This window comes from Aeromonas sp. FDAARGOS 1416 (assembly GCF_019048085.1).
GTDB lineage: Bacteria > Pseudomonadota > Gammaproteobacteria > Enterobacterales > Aeromonadaceae > Aeromonas > Aeromonas veronii.
The window spans coordinates 4,420,402-4,435,850 of sequence record NZ_CP077301.1; the positions used below are offsets into that span (position 1 = coordinate 4,420,402).

General features: G+C 60.2%; 15 protein-coding genes. 7 read left to right on the top strand and 8 right to left on the bottom strand.

The annotated features are described in order from the left end of the window. Positions 1 to 167 precede the first annotated feature (167 nt). Positions 168 to 1,757 (top strand): peptide chain release factor 3, encoded by a 1,590-nt coding sequence (gene prfC / locus I6L46_RS20215; RefSeq protein WP_085942998.1) that lies wholly within the window; start codon positions 168 to 170, stop codon positions 1,755 to 1,757. A gap of 249 nt (positions 1,758 to 2,006) precedes the next feature. Here the strand turns inward: prfC and I6L46_RS20220 are convergent, their stop codons facing one another. Next, positions 2,007 to 2,918 (bottom strand): GNAT family N-acetyltransferase, encoded by a 912-nt coding sequence (locus I6L46_RS20220; protein ID WP_216976917.1) that lies wholly within the window; start codon positions 2,916 to 2,918, stop codon positions 2,007 to 2,009. A 139-nt stretch (positions 2,919 to 3,057) separates the two neighbouring features. After that, positions 3,058 to 4,254, bottom strand: a complete 1,197-nt coding sequence (mdtH, locus tag I6L46_RS20225; RefSeq protein ID WP_216976919.1) for a multidrug efflux MFS transporter MdtH — start codon at positions 4,252 to 4,254, stop codon at positions 3,058 to 3,060. Positions 4,255 to 4,346: 92 nt separating this feature from the next. Between mdtH and I6L46_RS20230 the strand changes: the two genes are divergently transcribed. After that, the gene (locus I6L46_RS20230) at positions 4,347 to 5,240 is read left to right on the top strand and encodes a LysR family transcriptional regulator (protein ID WP_005349020.1); all 894 of its coding nucleotides are present in this window, start codon (positions 4,347 to 4,349) and stop codon (positions 5,238 to 5,240) included. A 32-nt stretch (positions 5,241 to 5,272) separates the two neighbouring features. Here I6L46_RS20230 and I6L46_RS20235 read toward each other — a convergent pair whose 3' ends face one another. Then, positions 5,273 to 7,048: a M4 family metallopeptidase gene (locus tag I6L46_RS20235; protein ID WP_216976921.1), complete on the bottom strand. Its 1,776-nt coding sequence runs from the start codon at positions 7,046 to 7,048 to the stop codon at positions 5,273 to 5,275. A gap of 346 nt (positions 7,049 to 7,394) precedes the next feature. Here I6L46_RS20235 and I6L46_RS20240 point away from each other — a divergent pair, with 346 nt between their 5' ends. Both I6L46_RS20240 and rimJ read left to right on the top strand, forming a co-directional pair. Further along, a complete protein-coding gene (locus I6L46_RS20240) occupies positions 7,395 to 7,949 on the top strand; it encodes a GNAT family N-acetyltransferase (RefSeq protein WP_005341258.1) in 555 nt (184 codons plus the stop codon). Then, positions 7,949 to 8,500, top strand: coding sequence for a ribosomal protein S5-alanine N-acetyltransferase (rimJ, locus tag I6L46_RS20245; RefSeq protein WP_216976923.1), 552 nt, complete (start codon positions 7,949 to 7,951; stop codon positions 8,498 to 8,500). Before I6L46_RS20240 ends, rimJ begins: the two co-directional genes overlap by 1 nt. Before the next feature lie 62 nt (positions 8,501 to 8,562). Here rimJ and I6L46_RS20250 read toward each other — a convergent pair whose 3' ends face one another. The 3 genes from I6L46_RS20250 to I6L46_RS20260 all read right to left on the bottom strand — a co-directional run bounded on the left by I6L46_RS20250 (position 8,563) and on the right by I6L46_RS20260 (position 11,466). Further along, positions 8,563 to 8,808, bottom strand: a complete 246-nt coding sequence (locus tag I6L46_RS20250) for a hypothetical protein (RefSeq protein ID WP_193860654.1) — start codon at positions 8,806 to 8,808, stop codon at positions 8,563 to 8,565. Positions 8,809 to 9,117: 309 nt separating this feature from the next. Next, a complete protein-coding gene (locus I6L46_RS20255; protein WP_216976925.1) occupies positions 9,118 to 10,167 on the bottom strand; it encodes an oxidoreductase in 1,050 nt (349 codons plus the stop codon). A gap of 135 nt (positions 10,168 to 10,302) precedes the next feature. Continuing rightward, complete coding sequence (locus I6L46_RS20260; protein WP_005340537.1) at positions 10,303 to 11,466, bottom strand: multidrug effflux MFS transporter; 1,164 nt, start codon at positions 11,464 to 11,466, stop codon at positions 10,303 to 10,305. A 238-nt stretch (positions 11,467 to 11,704) separates the two neighbouring features. Here I6L46_RS20260 and rdgB point away from each other — a divergent pair, with 238 nt between their 5' ends. The 3 genes from rdgB to I6L46_RS20275 all read left to right on the top strand — a co-directional run bounded on the left by rdgB (position 11,705) and on the right by I6L46_RS20275 (position 14,062). Further along, on the top strand, positions 11,705 to 12,301 hold the full coding sequence (rdgB, locus tag I6L46_RS20265) for an RdgB/HAM1 family non-canonical purine NTP pyrophosphatase (RefSeq protein WP_005340539.1): 597 nt from the start codon (positions 11,705 to 11,707) through the stop codon (positions 12,299 to 12,301). A 90-nt stretch (positions 12,302 to 12,391) separates the two neighbouring features. Beyond that, a complete protein-coding gene (gene hemW, locus I6L46_RS20270) occupies positions 12,392 to 13,537 on the top strand; it encodes a radical SAM family heme chaperone HemW (protein ID WP_216976927.1) in 1,146 nt (381 codons plus the stop codon). Positions 13,538 to 13,630: 93 nt separating this feature from the next. Continuing rightward, positions 13,631 to 14,062 carry a hypothetical protein gene (locus tag I6L46_RS20275; RefSeq protein WP_139410266.1) on the top strand — a complete coding sequence of 144 codons (432 nt, stop codon included), beginning with the start codon at positions 13,631 to 13,633 and terminating at the stop codon, positions 14,060 to 14,062. A gap of 89 nt (positions 14,063 to 14,151) precedes the next feature. On the opposite strand, the gene I6L46_RS20280 is transcribed toward I6L46_RS20275, so the two are convergent. Both I6L46_RS20280 and zntR read right to left on the bottom strand, forming a co-directional pair. Beyond that, complete coding sequence (locus tag I6L46_RS20280; RefSeq protein ID WP_234916489.1) at positions 14,152 to 14,391, bottom strand: alternative ribosome-rescue factor A; 240 nt, start codon at positions 14,389 to 14,391, stop codon at positions 14,152 to 14,154. A gap of 214 nt (positions 14,392 to 14,605) precedes the next feature. After that, positions 14,606 to 15,061 (bottom strand): Zn(2+)-responsive transcriptional regulator, encoded by a 456-nt coding sequence (gene zntR / locus I6L46_RS20285; RefSeq protein ID WP_043825867.1) that lies wholly within the window; start codon positions 15,059 to 15,061, stop codon positions 14,606 to 14,608. Between the last annotated feature and the right edge of the window lie 388 nt (positions 15,062 to 15,449).

Here is a 15,449-nt window from a genome sequence, read left to right on the forward strand (position 1 = left end):
TTTGACTCAGGCGAGAAGACCCATGTAACGCAACCCTCCTCCCTCTCTCCACCAGGTTGGCAACACGCCAGCTGGCGTGGCTTTCGTTGCGTATACATGTGCCGTGAGCGGCATTCCGGATTTATTCCCACGGTGGCTGATGCCACCGCTCAATAGAAGAACGTTGAATTATGTCAGCTGAATTTCTGAGTGAAGTCTCCAAGAGACGCACTTTTGCGATCATTTCGCACCCGGATGCGGGTAAAACCACCATCACCGAGAAAGTCCTGCTGTTCGGACAGGCCATTCAGCGCGCCGGTACCGTCAAGGGCCGTGGCTCGGGCCAGCACGCCAAATCCGACTGGATGGAGATGGAGAAGCAGCGTGGTATCTCCATCACCACCTCGGTGATGCAGTTCCCCTATGCCGATTGTCTGGTCAACCTGCTTGACACCCCGGGTCACGAGGACTTCTCCGAAGATACCTACCGTACCCTGACCGCGGTCGACTGCTGCCTGATGGTCATCGATGCCGCCAAGGGTGTTGAAGACCGGACCCGCAAGCTGATGGAAGTCACCCGTCTGCGTGATACCCCCATCCTCACCTTCATGAACAAGCTGGACCGCGAAGTGCGCGATCCGATGGAAGTGATGGATGAAGTAGAGCGCGAGCTGAAGATCATGTGCGCCCCGATCACCTGGCCTATCGGCTGCGGCAAATCCTTCAAGGGTGTCTATCACCTCTACAAGGATGAGACATATCTCTATCAGAGCGGTCAGGGCCACACCATCCAGGAGAAGCGGGTGGTCAAGGGGCTGAACAACCCGGATCTGGATGCCGCCGTCGGCGAAGATCTGGCTCAGCAGCTGCGTGACGAGCTGGAACTGGTGCAGGGCGCCTCTCCCGAGTTCGATCACGATGCCTTTATCGCTGGCGAGATGACCCCGGTCTTCTTCGGTACTGCACTGGGTAACTTCGGTGTCGACCACATGCTGGATGGCCTGACTGACTGGGCGCCGTCTCCCATGCCACGCAAGGCCGAGAGCCGCGAAGTGGTGGCGACCGAGGAGAAGTTCTCCGGCTTCGTGTTCAAGATCCAGGCAAACATGGATCCGAAGCACCGCGACCGTATCGCTTTTATGCGTATCGTGTCAGGCACCTACTCCAAGGGCATGAAGATGCGCCACGTGCGTATCGGCAAGGATGTGAACATCTCCGACGCCGTGACCTTTATGGCCGGTGACCGTGAGCAGGCGGAAGACGCCTTCGCCGGTGACATCATCGGTCTGCACAACCATGGCACCATCCAGATCGGTGACACCTTCACCCAGGGTGAAGATCTCAAGTTCACCGGTATCCCGAACTTTGCACCGGAACTGTTCCGCCGCATCCGCCTGCGCGACCCGCTCAAGCAGAAGCAGCTGCTCAAGGGGCTGGTCCAGCTCTCCGAAGAGGGCGCGGTACAGGTGTTCCGTCCGCTGATCAGCAACGATCTCATCGTTGGTGCTGTCGGTGTGCTGCAGTTTGACGTGGTGGTTTCGCGCCTCAAGAGCGAGTACAACGTCGAGGCTATCTACGAGGCGGTCAACGTCTCCACCGCCCGCTGGGTGGAAGGGACCGACGTCAAGAAGTTCGAAGAGTTCAAGCGCAAGAACGAGGTCAACCTGGCCCTCGATGGCGGTGACAACCTCACCTATATCGCACCGACCATGGTCAACCTGCGACTGGCTCAGGAGCGCCACCCTGACGTGGAGTTCCGCCAGACTCGCGAGCACTGATAAGCGATTGCCTGCTCGGCAGACAAGATAAAAGAGACCCCGCTTCGGCGGGGTCTCTTGTTTTGTGCCGTTTTGCCTGTTTTAAGGAGGGATGCAGGGGGGAATTGTTCAGCATATACCAGTCGCAAGCAGCCCTCACCCTAGCCCTCTCCCAGAGGGAGAGGGCACCATCAGAGGTCTGCCTGAAAGGTCGCGGAAGTGTTTTTGCCCCCTTCTCCCCTTGCGGGAGAAGGGTTGGGGATGAGGGGGCTACCCCAGTGTCAGCACCATGCAGATCTCGCAATCCCCGTGGCCGGTGCAGCCAAGGGGGCCTGGCAGGTGTTCAAAGTCCAGTGATTCATAGAGGCTGGTGGCTTCGCGCAGTACCTCAGTGGTCTCCAGATAGCAGCGCTGATAACCAAGCGCGCGCGCCTCGTCTAGTGCCTGCAACAGCAGCCGCTTGCCAAGGCCCAGTCCGCGCAGGGCGGGCATAAAGTACATCTTCTGCAGCTCGCAGACTCCCTCTTCTCCTGCCAATGGCGCGATACCGCCACCACCGAGGATGGAACCGTCCGGCCCTTCGATGACCCAGTAGCGACTCTTCTCCCCCTGATAGCTCTGGGAGAGGGTGTCGAGATTGGGATCCGAGACCCCATACCCCTTGTCGGCGGTGAGGCCATATTCGGCCGAGACGGCGCGGATCACCAAGGCGATCTGGGCATTGTCCGCCGCCGTGATGGGGCGGATCTGGTAGCCCCGCTGGCGACGGGCGCGGGAGAGGGCGCTGCGATAGAGCCGCAGCCCTTGCCACAGTTGCTCCCGCTCGGGCAGGCTCAACTGCGCCAGCATCTCTTCCATCGCCCCGTCCATCTCCCGGTGCAACTCCAGCAGCATCCCCTGACCGTTGACGGTGAGGCGGGCCTCCTTGCTGCGGCCGTCGGAGGGGTGCGGGTGCCAGCTGATAAGCTCCCGCTCGGCGAGGCGTGCCAGCGGACGGCTGGCGTTGGATTTGTCGATGTGCAGCTTTTCTGCCAGCTGCTGATTGGTGGCCGGGGCGTTTTCCAGCTCGATCAGCAGGTGAGCCTCGATGGGGGTGAGGGCCAGATTGCCGCACTGCTGGGAGAGCATGCCGAGTTCGCGAACCAGATCGCGCGACAGGGCGCGCAGGGGACGGGGATCCATGTCGTGGTTTCCTGTTTAGTTGTGCATGACAACTAAAATAGCGTAAAAGTTGTAATTCGCAACCTTTTGCTGTGATGACTTGCAGAATATGAGGTGAGCGGCAGCCCCGTTGATTGGGCTGCCGCAGGTGGGGCGGTCGTCAGGCGGCTGCTCTGATGGCCAGCTCTGGGCGGCGGGAGAAGCAGCGGGCGAGCAGCAATATGGTGGCGACGCCTATGGTGCCCAGCACCAGCCAGGGAAGGGCCGGTTGTCCCTGTTGCAGCGAGAAGTCATAGAGGGAGCCGCCGCCCACATAGCCGGTCATGCCTCCAAGCGCCAGTCCAAGGCGGCTGAAGCCCATGTAGCTGCCGCGGGCTGCGGGGTTGGCCAGCCGGGTCATCAGGGTCTCCCGGGCCGGTTCACAGATGATGATCCCCAGATAGAAGCAGGCCAGCAGTACGAAGATGCCGGAGAGGGTGCTGACGAAGGCGACCAGCCCGATCCCCACCGTCATCAGCAGGATACCCGCCATCAGCCGGCTCTCCAGCCGATAGCGCCGCTCGCTGAAACGGGCGATAGGGTAGATCAGCGCCAGTGACAGCGCTGTTTCCAGGCTGTACATCCAGCCCACTGCCGTGGTGGTGCCGGAGAGCTGCTTGACCAGAATGGGGAAAATCAGCATCACCTGTACCCACAGCATGTAATAGCCGCTTAAGATCAGCACCAGTCGGCAGAAGGCGCGATCCGCCAGCACCTGCCCCAACCCTTCCCGCATCGGAGTCGGTTTGACCGAGAGGCGGTAGGCGGGCAGCAGGGTCCAGTTGCAGAGAGCCGCCAGCGTGAAGAGCCCGGCGCCCAGCAGGCAGACGTAAGTGAAGTCAAAGCGCAGCAGCCAGCTGCCGAGCAGGGCACCGGTGACGGCTCCCGCGCTCTCCAGCATCATCAGCAGGGATATAAAACGGCCCCGCTCATGGGGGCGAGTAAATTTGATCACCAGTGCGGCCCGTGGCGGGTCGAACAGGCAACCGCCCAGACCCGAGAGGAAGCAGGAGAAAATCAGCATGGCGCCGCTGTCGGCCCAGGCCAGGGTGGCAAAGCCGACGGCGCGCAACAGCATTCCGGTGACGATGAGCGGGCGGGCGCCAAAGCGGTCAGCGAGGGAGCCGCCGAAGATCCCCAGCCCCTGCTGGGTCAGCTGGCGCAGGCCGAGGGCCAGCCCCACCAGACCGGCGGCCCAGCCGAGCTGGTCGACGAAGCGCAGACTGATCATCGGCATCACCACAAAGAAACCCAGGATCACCAGTGTGGTATCCAGCGCCAGAAACCAGCGTCCCCAAAACCTCGCCCTATCGACCATAACGCCCTCTCATTCACAGATACCTTCATTCTGGAGAGGGTTTAGATATAGTGGTAGACGACAACTACCTATATTTCATATCAGGATTATTTATGTCTATGGATCTGGACGATCTGCAACTGCTGCTGGATGTGGCCGAGCTGGGCAGCTTCAGTCAGGCGGCGGCCATTCGTGGCTGGTCACAGCCGCTGGTGAGCCAGCGGATTGCCCAGCTGGAGGAGAGCCTCGGGGCGCCGCTGTTTCAGCGTCATCGGCGCGGGGTGACGCCGACCCGTGCCTGCGAGGAGTTTCTGCCATCAGCCCGCTCTGCGCTGGCGATCCTGAGCGAAGGGCGACTGGCATTGCAGGGGGCACCTGCGCTGCCTTGTATCCGTCTCTCTAGTCTGCCATCCCTCACTTCGGTGGTGTTTGGCTCGTTATTGATGGAGCTGGTGGACGAGCCGTTCGAGATCCGCTGCACCACGGATCACTCCGGTGAGATCATGCAGTCGCTGCTGACCGGCGAGGCCGATATCGGCTTTGTGCTCAAGCGCCCGCCGGTTGCTGGCCTGCAGATGGAGCTGCTCTGCTGCTCTCCCATCATCGCAATCGCCTCGCCATTACATCCGCTGGCCGGTTGTCACGGCCTCACCCTGGAGGATATTGCCGACCAGCGGCTGGCGCCTCAGGTATGGGGGCCGGGATGTGACGTCTTTATCCAGCAGTTGCGGCGGCTGCGGCGGGCGGCCAGCCCCCTGCATGCGGTGCAGCCCGCCAGTGCAGCGCGGGATCTGGCGCTGGAACACGGGTTTATCACTTTGATGCCGGAGCTGGCCATCAAGCGGGATCTGGAGGTGGGACGGCTGGTCAGGCTAGATGTGCGCAATCTGCCGCAAGAGCATTGGGATGTGATGATGGCGTGGCGCGGTGGCAAGCGGCCCAACCCGGCCCGGGAAACCGTGTTGGCCACCGCCCGCACGCTGGCGAAACGGTGGCGCAATGAGTAGAACGATGCGGGACAAGGCCCGCATCGGGTGGATCAGTAGCTGGCCTTGAGGGTCACGCCACTGAACGCGGAAAACCCTGACAGCTGCACATGCCAGGTGCCCGCCTTGGGATTGGTGAAGGAGCAGCTTTCGTTGTTACCGCCCTTGTAGGGACGGCAGTCATAACTGCTGCTGGTGGGGGCGCTGCCAAAGCGGACGTAGAGGTCGGCATCTCCGGTGCCGCCACTGCTGCTGATCTGCAGCGACCTGGTGCCCGCCGGTACGTTCAGGGTGTAGTTGAGCTTGCCACCCTTGCTGGCGGCGAGGTTGCTCACTGGCACGCCGTTTTGCAGCACATTGTCGCTCGGTGGCGGCGTGGTGCCGCAGCTGGCATCAACCCCGACGGTCTGGAAGGCCCGTGCCACATCCGCCTGACTGTAACCCAGGTCGGCGGTCGCCCGGCTGACGCCGCAGGCCCCTTGCTGGTAGTTGGTGTTGGCGCCCCAGTAGAGGCGGTTGGCCAACAAGAAGACTTCAAATGCCTTGCGGGTGTTCCAGCCGCTGCTGGTGGCCAGCAGGTAGAAGGCGCGGTTGTAGACCCCTGAGCTGTGGTGTACATCCATCCCCTCCTGATAATCCGCCGCATGGCCGATGGATCTGCCATCCCGGGTCGGATCCTCGAAGTAACGCAGGGAGCCGTTGCCCTTGAATATCTGCGCCCCGACCAGCCAGTCGTTGCTCCCCTTCATGTAGAACTCGGCCGCTTCCCCCGCCATATCGGAGAAGGCCTCGTTGATGCCGCCGGATTGTCCTGAATAGATCAGCCCGGAGTTCTGCTCGGTAAAGCCGTGGCTCACCTCGTGGGCCGCCACATCGAGGCTGACCAGCGGGTGGAAGGTGGTGGCGCCATCACCAAAGGTCATCTGGCTGCCATCCCAGAAGGCGTTCTCGTAATTCTTGCTGTAGTGAACCCGCATCTTCAGTTTGAAGGTGAGGGGCGCCGTGTTGTACCAGTTGCGGTACATGTCGAACACCACGTTGCCGAAGTAGTGGGCGTCGTTGAGGGGCGAGTAGGCGCCGTTGATCTCCTTGACCCGGTTCTCCGGACAGGTGAACTGGTGGATGGCACCGCCTGAGGTGGCGTGGTTGAGGTTGATGGTATCGACGTTGGGGCTGGTCATCCGGCAGTTGTCATCCACGATGAGAGGGCCAAAGTCGGTGCCGTAAAAGTATTTGCCGGTCTTGATGTTGCCCCCCGGGCCGGTGGCGTCCTTGTGGTTGATCCCCTCCCAGCGTTTGAGCTCTTCACCGCTCTGGGCATCAAGAATGACGAAGGGGCGGCTTGGCTTGTCACCTTCGGCGATGAAGGAGACCTGATAAACCAGCCGGGCCAGCCCGTTCTCATCCTGCATCACGTAGAGTTTGACCTGCTCGTTGCTCCCCTTGCTGCCCGCCTTGGCCTTGCTGGCGGCATCCTGTGGCGAGAGGGTGGCGACCGGGCTTGCCACATCCTGATCGATCTGGCGCAGCATGCGCCCGCTGGCCTGTTGCAGCTGGCCGTTCAGGCTCTTGTCAGCTACCACCACCTGACCCATTACCGGGATGCCGTTCCAGACCTGCTCGTAGCGGATCCGCTGCTGGCCGTTGGGCAGCTTGACCACCCGCACCTGACGAAACTCGCCATCTTCCAGCTGCAAGGTACCACTCGCGGCACTGAGGCCTGTCATGGCCCGGATGCTGTTTGCCGTTACGTTGATCTCTACCTCTTGCGCCGCCAGTGCGGCGCTTCCCCAGCAGGCCAGCGCAACGGCCAGATAAATTTTATTCATCTCTTCTTTCCTTAAATCGATGAGGTTGATAAACCGACCGAAGGTCGGGCGTTTTGAAGCTAGTGCCGGTGGGGGAAAGTGCCCCCTGTCAAAAGTGACAGCGCAGCACAAAGGGGTAGCAGGATCTGCCAAAGTGCCGTTTGGGGGCATTCTTCGGCGCCATGTGGAGAGCATTATCCGGTTTCAGACACCTACCCTCCTCTTTTGAGGGAGGAGAGAACGCACGCTGTGACCCTCTGCGATACCTGCCGGAGGGGAGGCGTAAAAGTGGCTGGCGCGGCCAGTGGCGATTGGCTACATTGGGTGCTGGTTCGCGATTTGAGCACTGATTTGAAAGGAGAATCCCATGTTTTCATGGCAGTTGGACGACGAGCTTGCGCTGCTCTTCTTGCAGCCCGATATGGCGAGCGAACTGTTTGCCCTCTGCAATGACAACCGGGAGTACCTCTCCCAGTGGCTACCCTGGCCGCCACTGATCCAGCGCCCCGTTGACAGCGCCCTCTTCATTCGCAGTGCCATCGAGAAGTTCGCCCGCGGCGAGGGGCTCACCACCGCCATCGAGTATCAGGGGGAGGTGGTGGGGGTCATAGGTTACAACAGCATCGATCACGACCTTGGCAAGGTGGTCATCGGTTACTGGCTGGCGGAGCGCTGGCAGGGTAATGGCATCATCACCCGGGCCTGCCAGGCCCTGATCCATCACGCCTTCGAGGAGATGGGGATGGAGAAGGTGGAGATCAGCGCCGCCACCGATAACGAGCCCAGCAGGGCTGTTTGTGAACGGCTCGGGATGCAGCAGGAGGGGGTGACCCGGCGCGCAGAGCGGCTGGGCAACCGGATTGTGGATCACGCCCACTACAGCTTGCTGCGCGATGAGTGGTTAAGGCAGAGGGAGTCCTGATGGCGCTGCCACATATCAAGACGGCCCGCACCCACCTGACCATACTGTCGCCGGATCAGGCCCCCATGATGCTCGACTTCTACCGGCGCAACCGTGCCCATCTCACCCCCTGGGAGCCGCTTCGGGACGAGCACTTTTACACCCTCTCTCACTGGCATGCCCGGCTGCAGGACAGCTACAGCCAGTTCTTCAACGGCACCGGCGTCAATCTGGTGGCCCTCGATCCGGCTGGCGAGCGGGTGATCGCCACCTGCAACTTCAGCAATATCCTGATGGGGGTCTTCAAGGCGTGTCATCTGGGCTATGCCATCGACCAGCAGCATCAGGGGCAGGGGGTGATGGGAGAGGTGCTGTCAGCCGCCATCGACTACCTGTTTCGGGAGCACGATCTGCATCGCATCATGGCTTGCTATATGCCAGCCAATCAGCGCAGTGGCGCCTTGCTGGAGCGGCTCGGCTTCGAGCGGGAGGGGTTTGCACGGGCGTATCTGATGATCAATGGCCGCTGGGAGGATCACATCCTCACCTCGCTGATTAATCCGGCGCCCTGAACGACAGATAAAAAAACGGGCCCGAAGTTGCCTTCGGACCCGTCTTCGAATGAGGTGCAGGCTTAGTTGGCCTTGGCATCGCTCACTGCAGCTTCAACCTTGGTAGCGGCTTCGGTAGCAGCTTTTTCTACGGTTGCAGTCGCTTCGGAGGTGGCCTTCTCTACGGTAGAGGTGGCTTCGCTAGCGGCTTTTTCTACAGTGGCAGCAACTTCGGCGGCCGGAGCAGCAGGAGCGGCAGCTTTTTCTTCTTTCTGACCGCAAGCAGTCAACATCAGACCCAGGATACCGGCTACCAGTACTTTGTTCATGTGCATTCCCTCAAATAAATATGGAGAGATGGTCTGTGCAACCATCACAGCGCCCACCGTTGCCCGGTATTGAAACAAGAAGCCGGGAGGCAGCAGGCGGGCGCAATATAGCCCCATTAGTTACCGATGAAAACGGATATCACAATGACATTTTTTCGTGCCGTGGATAAAAAGCTCCACTGCAACGACTGATATCAATACAAGATGCCGTTAAATGGTGATAACTGCACAATAAAACACCGCTTTGCTGCCATCTTGTGGCGGTTTAACAAGGTCAAGGTTGATCAATAGCGGCTGATGACCCGCACCTTAGTCAGACAGCTTCTGACAGGGCAGCCGTTTTCCCTCAAGGTGGCTCTGACGGGCCAGATCCAGCAGCGCCATCACCGCCAGCGCTTCACTTGCTGGCACCGGGTTGCTCCCTTTCCCCTTGATGGCGGCGCAGACACCGCGATAGTAGGCGCCATAATCCCCCGCCTCACCCACCACGCTCTGCTGCTGTAACTGACCATCGACAATGCGGCTGAGCTGACCGGATTCGCTATCCATGCCCCAATCCGCCGCTGGCGGCCGCAAGCCCTGCTTGAGCTGATCTTCCTGCACATCCATACCGAATTTCACGAACGATCCCTGGCTGCCGTGAATGACAAAGCGCGGCATGGTGGCCGAGACCAGACAGCTGCCATGCAGAATAACCCGCAGAGCACCGTAACCCAGCACCACATGGAAGTAGTCGTCCGCCAGTGCGCCGGGGCGCTGCTCGGCCAGATCGGCCTGCAACCAGTCCGGCTGGCCGAACAGCTGCAGCGCCTGATCCAGCACGTGGGGGCCGAGATCGAACCAGAGGCCTGAACCCGGGCCACCCGCTTCGCGCCAGCGCTGGCGCACTTCGGGGCGATAGCGATCGAAGTGGGATTCGAACTGGGCGATCTGCCCCAGCGTCCCCTCGCCAATCAAACGGCGCACGGTAAGAAAATCTCCATCCCAGCGCCGGTTGTGGAAGATACTGAGCAGCCGCTGCTGCTTTTCGGCCAGCTCGACCAGCGCTTGCGCCTCGGCCAGATCCAGGGCAAAGGGCTTGTCGATCACCACATGTTTGCCTGCCAGCAGCGCCTGGCGGGCGAGGGGGGCGTGGGTGTCGTTGGGGGTGGCGATCACCACCAGCTCGACGGTCTCATCGCTTAGCACCTCCTCCAGTGAACCGACCCGGCAGCCGGGCAGATCGGCCTGCACCTTGGCAGCATCGCGGCTCACCACCCAACTCAGGGACAAGCCCGGGGTGGTGGAGAGGAAGGGGGCGTGGAAGGTCTTGCCTGCAAAGCCATAGCCCACCAGGGCTGCGTTGAGAGTGTGGCTCATCGGGAGTTCTCCGCTGACATCGAGTGAGTGGGGTTGCCATCGCAGGCAATCTGCCGGATGGCCATGTGCTGTAAAGGCGATACAAATGAGAAGGGGGCCGACGGCCCCCTGAGTGTGCCCATCAGAGCACAGGATTTATTGCAAACACAAGCGGCGACCGCGCCGGGTCATCAGCATCACCAGAGGCGGCAGCAGTAGCCACATATGCAGTGCCAGCTGGCTGAGCGGGTCGTGCATCAGGGCGCCGGTCAGACCAACCAGGGCGCCGGAGCCGCTCATCTGGAACAGGCCGAGCAGTGCGGCGGCGGTACCGGCGCAGTGGCCGAACGGTGCCAGCGCCATCCCGGCGGCCGAGCCCAGAATCATGGCAAAGCCGATGCTGGAGAGGAATACCGGCCCCATCATCGCCAGCGGATGTTCGATGTGCATGGCCAAAGTCAGGGTGATGGCCGAGAGCATCAACACCAGCAGGCCGATGCGCAGGGTTCGTCTTGGCCCCACCTTGGCGATAAAGCGCGGTGCCATGAAGCAGGCCAGGATGTTAAGCGCGGCGTTGGCGGTAAACCAGTAGCTAAAGCCGCTCATATCAAGCCCCAGTTTCACCATCAGCTGCACCGGTGCGGCGGTGACATAAGCGAGGATCACCGCCATCGCCAGCATGCACAGCGCCGCGTTGAACAGGAAGCTGGGGGAGCGCAGCACCGGGCTGTAGCGAGACCAGCTGATAAGGGCCCCTTCGCTGCGGGTCTCTTCCGGGCGGGTCTCCGGCATCCGCCACATCAGCCAGCTGCCGACGATGAGCGCATAACCGGCCATAAACCAGAAGTTGGCAGACCAGCCCGCCTTGGCGGTGAGCCAGCCACCGAGCAGGGGGGCCAGCGCAGGAATAAAGCAGATGGCGCCATTGAGATAGGAGATCATCTGGCCGCTCTTTTTCGGGCCGTAGCTGTCACGTACCACCGAGAAGGCGGCAACCGAAGTGGCGCAGGCGCCAAAGCCCTGCAGCACTCGCGCCAGCATCAATTCGCCGAGGCTGGCGGCAAAGCCGGCCCCCAGCGCGCTCAGGCCATAGAGCAGCACGCCGCCCAGCGCGATGGGCTTGCGACCGTAGCGATCGGCCAGCGGGCCAACAAGCAGTTGCCCCAGCCCCATGCTGAACAGGAACCAGGTGATGGTGCCCTGCATCAGTGTCACTTCGGCGCCCAGCTGCTCGGCCATCTGCGGAATGGCGGGCAGGTAGATGTCGATAGCCAGCGGACTGAACAGCACCAGTAGTACGAGTAAAAGTATCAATGGCATCTGTCACCTCTTTAGTCAGCCAGGTTAATGAATTGGGGCGCGAGTCTACTGACTCACAGTAATGAATAGAAATGGTATTTAATCACTTTGGTTATTCCATTATGGAAACATGTATTAAAAAGCTGGTTATTCGATGGCGGCAAATCCCCCGTAACCCCATCACAGCGGGTGTAATTGACGCTTTTACTAAACGCTTGCGCCGCATAGAATGCGCAGATTATTTTTGCGGAGGTGCTCGATGAACAAGCTTGTCCTGGCAACAGGTAACCAGAAAAAGGTGAAGGAATTGGCCGCCATGCTGGCCGATATGAAGATCCAGGTGATCCCACAGAGCGAGTTTGCGGTCTCCGATGCCGATGAGACCGGCACCACCTTCGTCGAGAATGCCATCATCAAGGCCCGCCACGCCGCCCGCATTACCGGTCTGCCCGCCGTGGCCGATGATTCCGGTCTGGAAGTCGATCTGCTGCAAGGGCGCCCCGGCGTCTACTCCGCCCGTTTTGCCGGTGTGGGTGCCGGTGACAAGGCCAACATCGAGAAGCTGCTCGGCGAGCTGCAAGGTGCCCCCGAGTACCTGAAAAGCGCCCGCTTCTGGTGTGTGCTGGTCTATATGCGCCACGCTGACGATCCCACTCCCATCATCTGTCAGGCGAGCTGGGAAGGGATGATCATCGACGAGCCGCGCGGTCAGCACGGTTTTGGCTATGACCCGGTCTTCTTCGTGCCGGATCACGACTGCACCGCCGCCCAGATGCCCGCCGAGCTGAAAAACCAGCTGAGCCATCGCGGTCAGGCGCTGGCCAAGTTAAAAGCGGCGCTGGCTGCGGCGCACTGAGCCAATTCGCCACCTTGTTGGTTACACACGGTCAATTACACATAGTCATCTACAATGGGGGCCTTGAGCCCCCGTTTTATTGGAAGCCCCATGCTGCAACTGCCGCCACTCTCTCTCTATATTCATGTGCCCTGGTGCGTCCAGAAGTGCCCTTACTGTGACTTCAACTCCCATGCCCAGAAGGGGGAGTTGCCTCACCTCGAATATGTCGCCGCTCTGCTGGAGGATCTGGATCAGGAGCTGAAGTGGGTGCAGGGGCGGCCGCTCTCCTCGATCTTTATCGGCGGCGGCACCCCCAGCCTGTTGACGGTAGAGGCGATGCAAGCCTTGCTGGGCGGGGTGCGGGCCCGCATTCCGCTCACCGCAGATTGTGAGATCACCATGGAGGCCAACCCGGGCACGGTGGAGGCGGACAAGTTCGCCGGTTTCCAGCGCGCCGGCATCAACCGTATCTCCATCGGCGTGCAGAGCTTCCAGCAGGAGAAGCTGACCCGCCTCGGCCGCATTCACGGCCCGCAAGAAGCGCGCAAGGCCGCCGCACTGGCCCACACCATCAAGTTGCCTACCTTCAATCTGGATCTGATGCACGGTCTGCCGGATCAGAGTCTGGATGATGCCCTTTATGACCTGCAGCAGGCGATCGACTGCGCCCCGCCGCACCTCTCCTGGTATCAGCTCACCATAGAGCCGAACACGGCGTTTGCCTCCAAACCGCCCAAACTGCCGGAAGATGACACCCTGTGGGATATCTACGAGCAGGGTCACGCCATGCTCACCGCCAGCGGTTATCGCCAGTACGAGATCTCGGCTTACGCCAAAGAGGGCTACCAGTGCCATCACAACCTCAACTACTGGCGCTTTGGTGACTATCTGGGGATCGGCTGTGGCGCCCACGGCAAGGTGACTGATCTCGCGAACCAACAGATCCTGCGCACCGCCAAGGTGAAGCATCCGAAAGGGTATCTGGACAAGAGTCGCCCCTATCTGGACGAGCAGTGGCAGGTGACGGCAGACGATCTGCCGCTCGAATACTTTATGAACCGCTTCCGCCTGTTTGAACCGGCCCCCAAGGCGGAGTTCGAGGCCTACACAGGCTTGCCGCTGGAACGGGTGGAGACAGTGCTCGCCATCGCACAGAGCAAGGAGCTGATCGAGGATCTGGGGGATAGCTGGCAGCTCACTTGTCTCGGCCATCGCTATCTCAACGTGTTGCTCGAGCTGTTTATGGATGAGTGAGCGGTGGTTGGCGAACCTTCTTTTATTTGAGGCTGATATGTGCCATTACCTTGAGGGCAGTACACCAGTGAGTTACAGCAAAAGAGAGCGGAGATGACAAAGATAAACGGCTTTGGTTGGGCTGTATTGGGGGTGATCGCGCTAGTTGGTAGCGGTGTTGCCTATTTGGCTATGCCGACCAAGCAGCAGGTTAATATCAGCCTGCGTGGCAATAATGACGGAGTCGATCGTACTGATGCAGTTAAGCAGAGGTTTGGCCAACTGGCCCGGCTATGTCCAGCGATAACCAAGGCCAAGTCAGTGACAGTTACCTATGAGCAAGGAGAGTTCCTTCTGTGGCGTAACGAGCAGCTCGGCTGGCAAAGTGACTATTACTTTCAAGCAGTGGACCGTGGTGGCGAAAACCACCATTTCTACCTGCGCGATGATGGTAAGGACGAGCTGATTATCAACGGCAAACAGTCTAGCCTCGATTGGTGTGGCATTCAGCAGAAGATGAATGGTTACTATCTGGCTGCCTTCTAGCCCCAGTATTGTGGGCTATAACCCCAGAGATCCACAAACAATCAGGGCACCTATGGAGCCCTGATTGTTTATGGTCGGAAGGAACCCGCTCAGCAGCAGACGCGGAACATCTGCTGTTGGCCGGGCTCCCACCGCTTGCCGAATTTGGCCTTGCGCTGGTAACTCCCCTTGCCCTTCTTGTTGCGCTCGACCCGGCTGCGAAACAGGGGATCACAGAGCAGGGCATGCAGATGGTTATCCTTTATCTCGCCGCGCTGATGGGCATAGCAGCCCCCTTGCGCATTTTCCTCACGGGGGAGGGCGGGTTGGTCGACCCGGATCTTGGCCATGATGGCTCCTCTTCTTTTCTCTTGGTGTGTTGATTCTTGTGTCTGGATGGCGGTTTTCGCTGCGGGCGCCTGTTCAGGCTAGCGCCCGGCAACCGGATGCACTGGCACCGGTTAAAAACGCGGCGATTTTGTCACCAAATCGCCGCCGGAGCAATGCGTCGGCGCCGCCGAGTCAGTCACACTGAGCTAGGCACGCTCAGTCAGACATACCATGTCAGCCGTGAACCGGGTCATGCTGGTCGTGGTTGTGATGCTCGTGATGGGCCGGGGCGCCAGATTCCAGCGTCTCGAGGATGGCGCAGTGCTCCGCCGAGCGGGGGCCGCCGCAACAGATATTGGAGAGCTCGCGCAGGTTGTCGCGAAAGCGGGTCAGTTCGATGATCTTCTGCTCCACCTGGGCCAGCTTGGTGTCGGCTACCGCTTTTACCTCCTGACAGGTGACTTTGGCCTTGTTGGTATCGAGGTCGAGCAGCTCGCCGATATCGGCCAGCGAGAATCCCACCGACTTGGCGCGAATGATGAACTCCAGCCGCCGCTTGTCCTGTTCGGAGTAGAGGCGGTAGCCGGATTCGTTGCGGATCCCCGGTGAGATAAGCCCGTTCTTCTCGTAAAAACGCAGGGTATCTGCCTTGACCCCGCACGCCTTGGCCAGTTCACCGATCCGATACATGCTCTCTCTCCCCTTGAATGTATGCCGCCACAAAAACCGGAATCCACTATCACCCCTTTGCCCATGGATTGCCAGCCAAGGGCATAAAAGGGGCAGATAAACATCTCCTGGCGACCCTTTTTCCCATAAAACACTGAAAGTGCAAACGTTTCGAGGAGATCAGGTGGAAAACGTTTAACGCCGCGCCAAATAAGGCTTTGCTGTTTCAAAAAATCCACCACAGGTCACATTTTTTGTGTAGAATACGCGCCCATAACAGAGCGCCGCACCAAGCGGGCATTTCCTAAAACGCTTTTGCCGGATGTTGGGGCGAGAGTGGTTTGCGAAATCCCCCACTTCCATTTATTTGGGGACTCTCTGTGTTGAGCCTCGCCTCCCATGGAACGGT

Excerpts from the sequence above, each read along its gene's own strand:
- I6L46_RS20220 (WP_216976917.1), bottom strand. The coding sequence starts at position 2,918 with ATGGATCCCCGTCCCCTGCGCGCCCTGTCGCGCGATCTGGTTCGCGAA.
- mdtH (WP_216976919.1), bottom strand. The coding sequence starts at position 4,254 with ATGGTCGATAGGGCGAGGTTTTGGGGACGCTGGTTTCTGGCGCTGGAT.
- I6L46_RS20230 (WP_005349020.1), top strand. The coding sequence starts at position 4,347 with ATGTCTATGGATCTGGACGATCTGCAACTGCTGCTGGATGTGGCCGAG.
- I6L46_RS20235 (WP_216976921.1), bottom strand. The coding sequence starts at position 7,048 with ATGAATAAAATTTATCTGGCCGTTGCGCTGGCCTGCTGGGGAAGCGCC.
- I6L46_RS20240 (WP_005341258.1), top strand. The coding sequence starts at position 7,395 with ATGTTTTCATGGCAGTTGGACGACGAGCTTGCGCTGCTCTTCTTGCAG.
- rimJ (WP_216976923.1), top strand. The coding sequence starts at position 7,949 with ATGGCGCTGCCACATATCAAGACGGCCCGCACCCACCTGACCATACTG.
- I6L46_RS20250 (WP_193860654.1), bottom strand. The coding sequence starts at position 8,808 with ATGAACAAAGTACTGGTAGCCGGTATCCTGGGTCTGATGTTGACTGCT.
- I6L46_RS20255 (WP_216976925.1), bottom strand. The coding sequence starts at position 10,167 with ATGAGCCACACTCTCAACGCAGCCCTGGTGGGCTATGGCTTTGCAGGC.
- I6L46_RS20260 (WP_005340537.1), bottom strand. The coding sequence starts at position 11,466 with ATGCCATTGATACTTTTACTCGTACTACTGGTGCTGTTCAGTCCGCTG.
- rdgB (WP_005340539.1), top strand. The coding sequence starts at position 11,705 with ATGAACAAGCTTGTCCTGGCAACAGGTAACCAGAAAAAGGTGAAGGAA.
- hemW (WP_216976927.1), top strand. The coding sequence starts at position 12,392 with ATGCTGCAACTGCCGCCACTCTCTCTCTATATTCATGTGCCCTGGTGC.
- I6L46_RS20275 (WP_139410266.1), top strand. The coding sequence starts at position 13,631 with ATGACAAAGATAAACGGCTTTGGTTGGGCTGTATTGGGGGTGATCGCG.
- I6L46_RS20280 (WP_234916489.1), bottom strand. The coding sequence starts at position 14,391 with ATGGCCAAGATCCGGGTCGACCAACCCGCCCTCCCCCGTGAGGAAAAT.
- zntR (WP_043825867.1), bottom strand. The coding sequence starts at position 15,061 with ATGTATCGGATCGGTGAACTGGCCAAGGCGTGCGGGGTCAAGGCAGAT.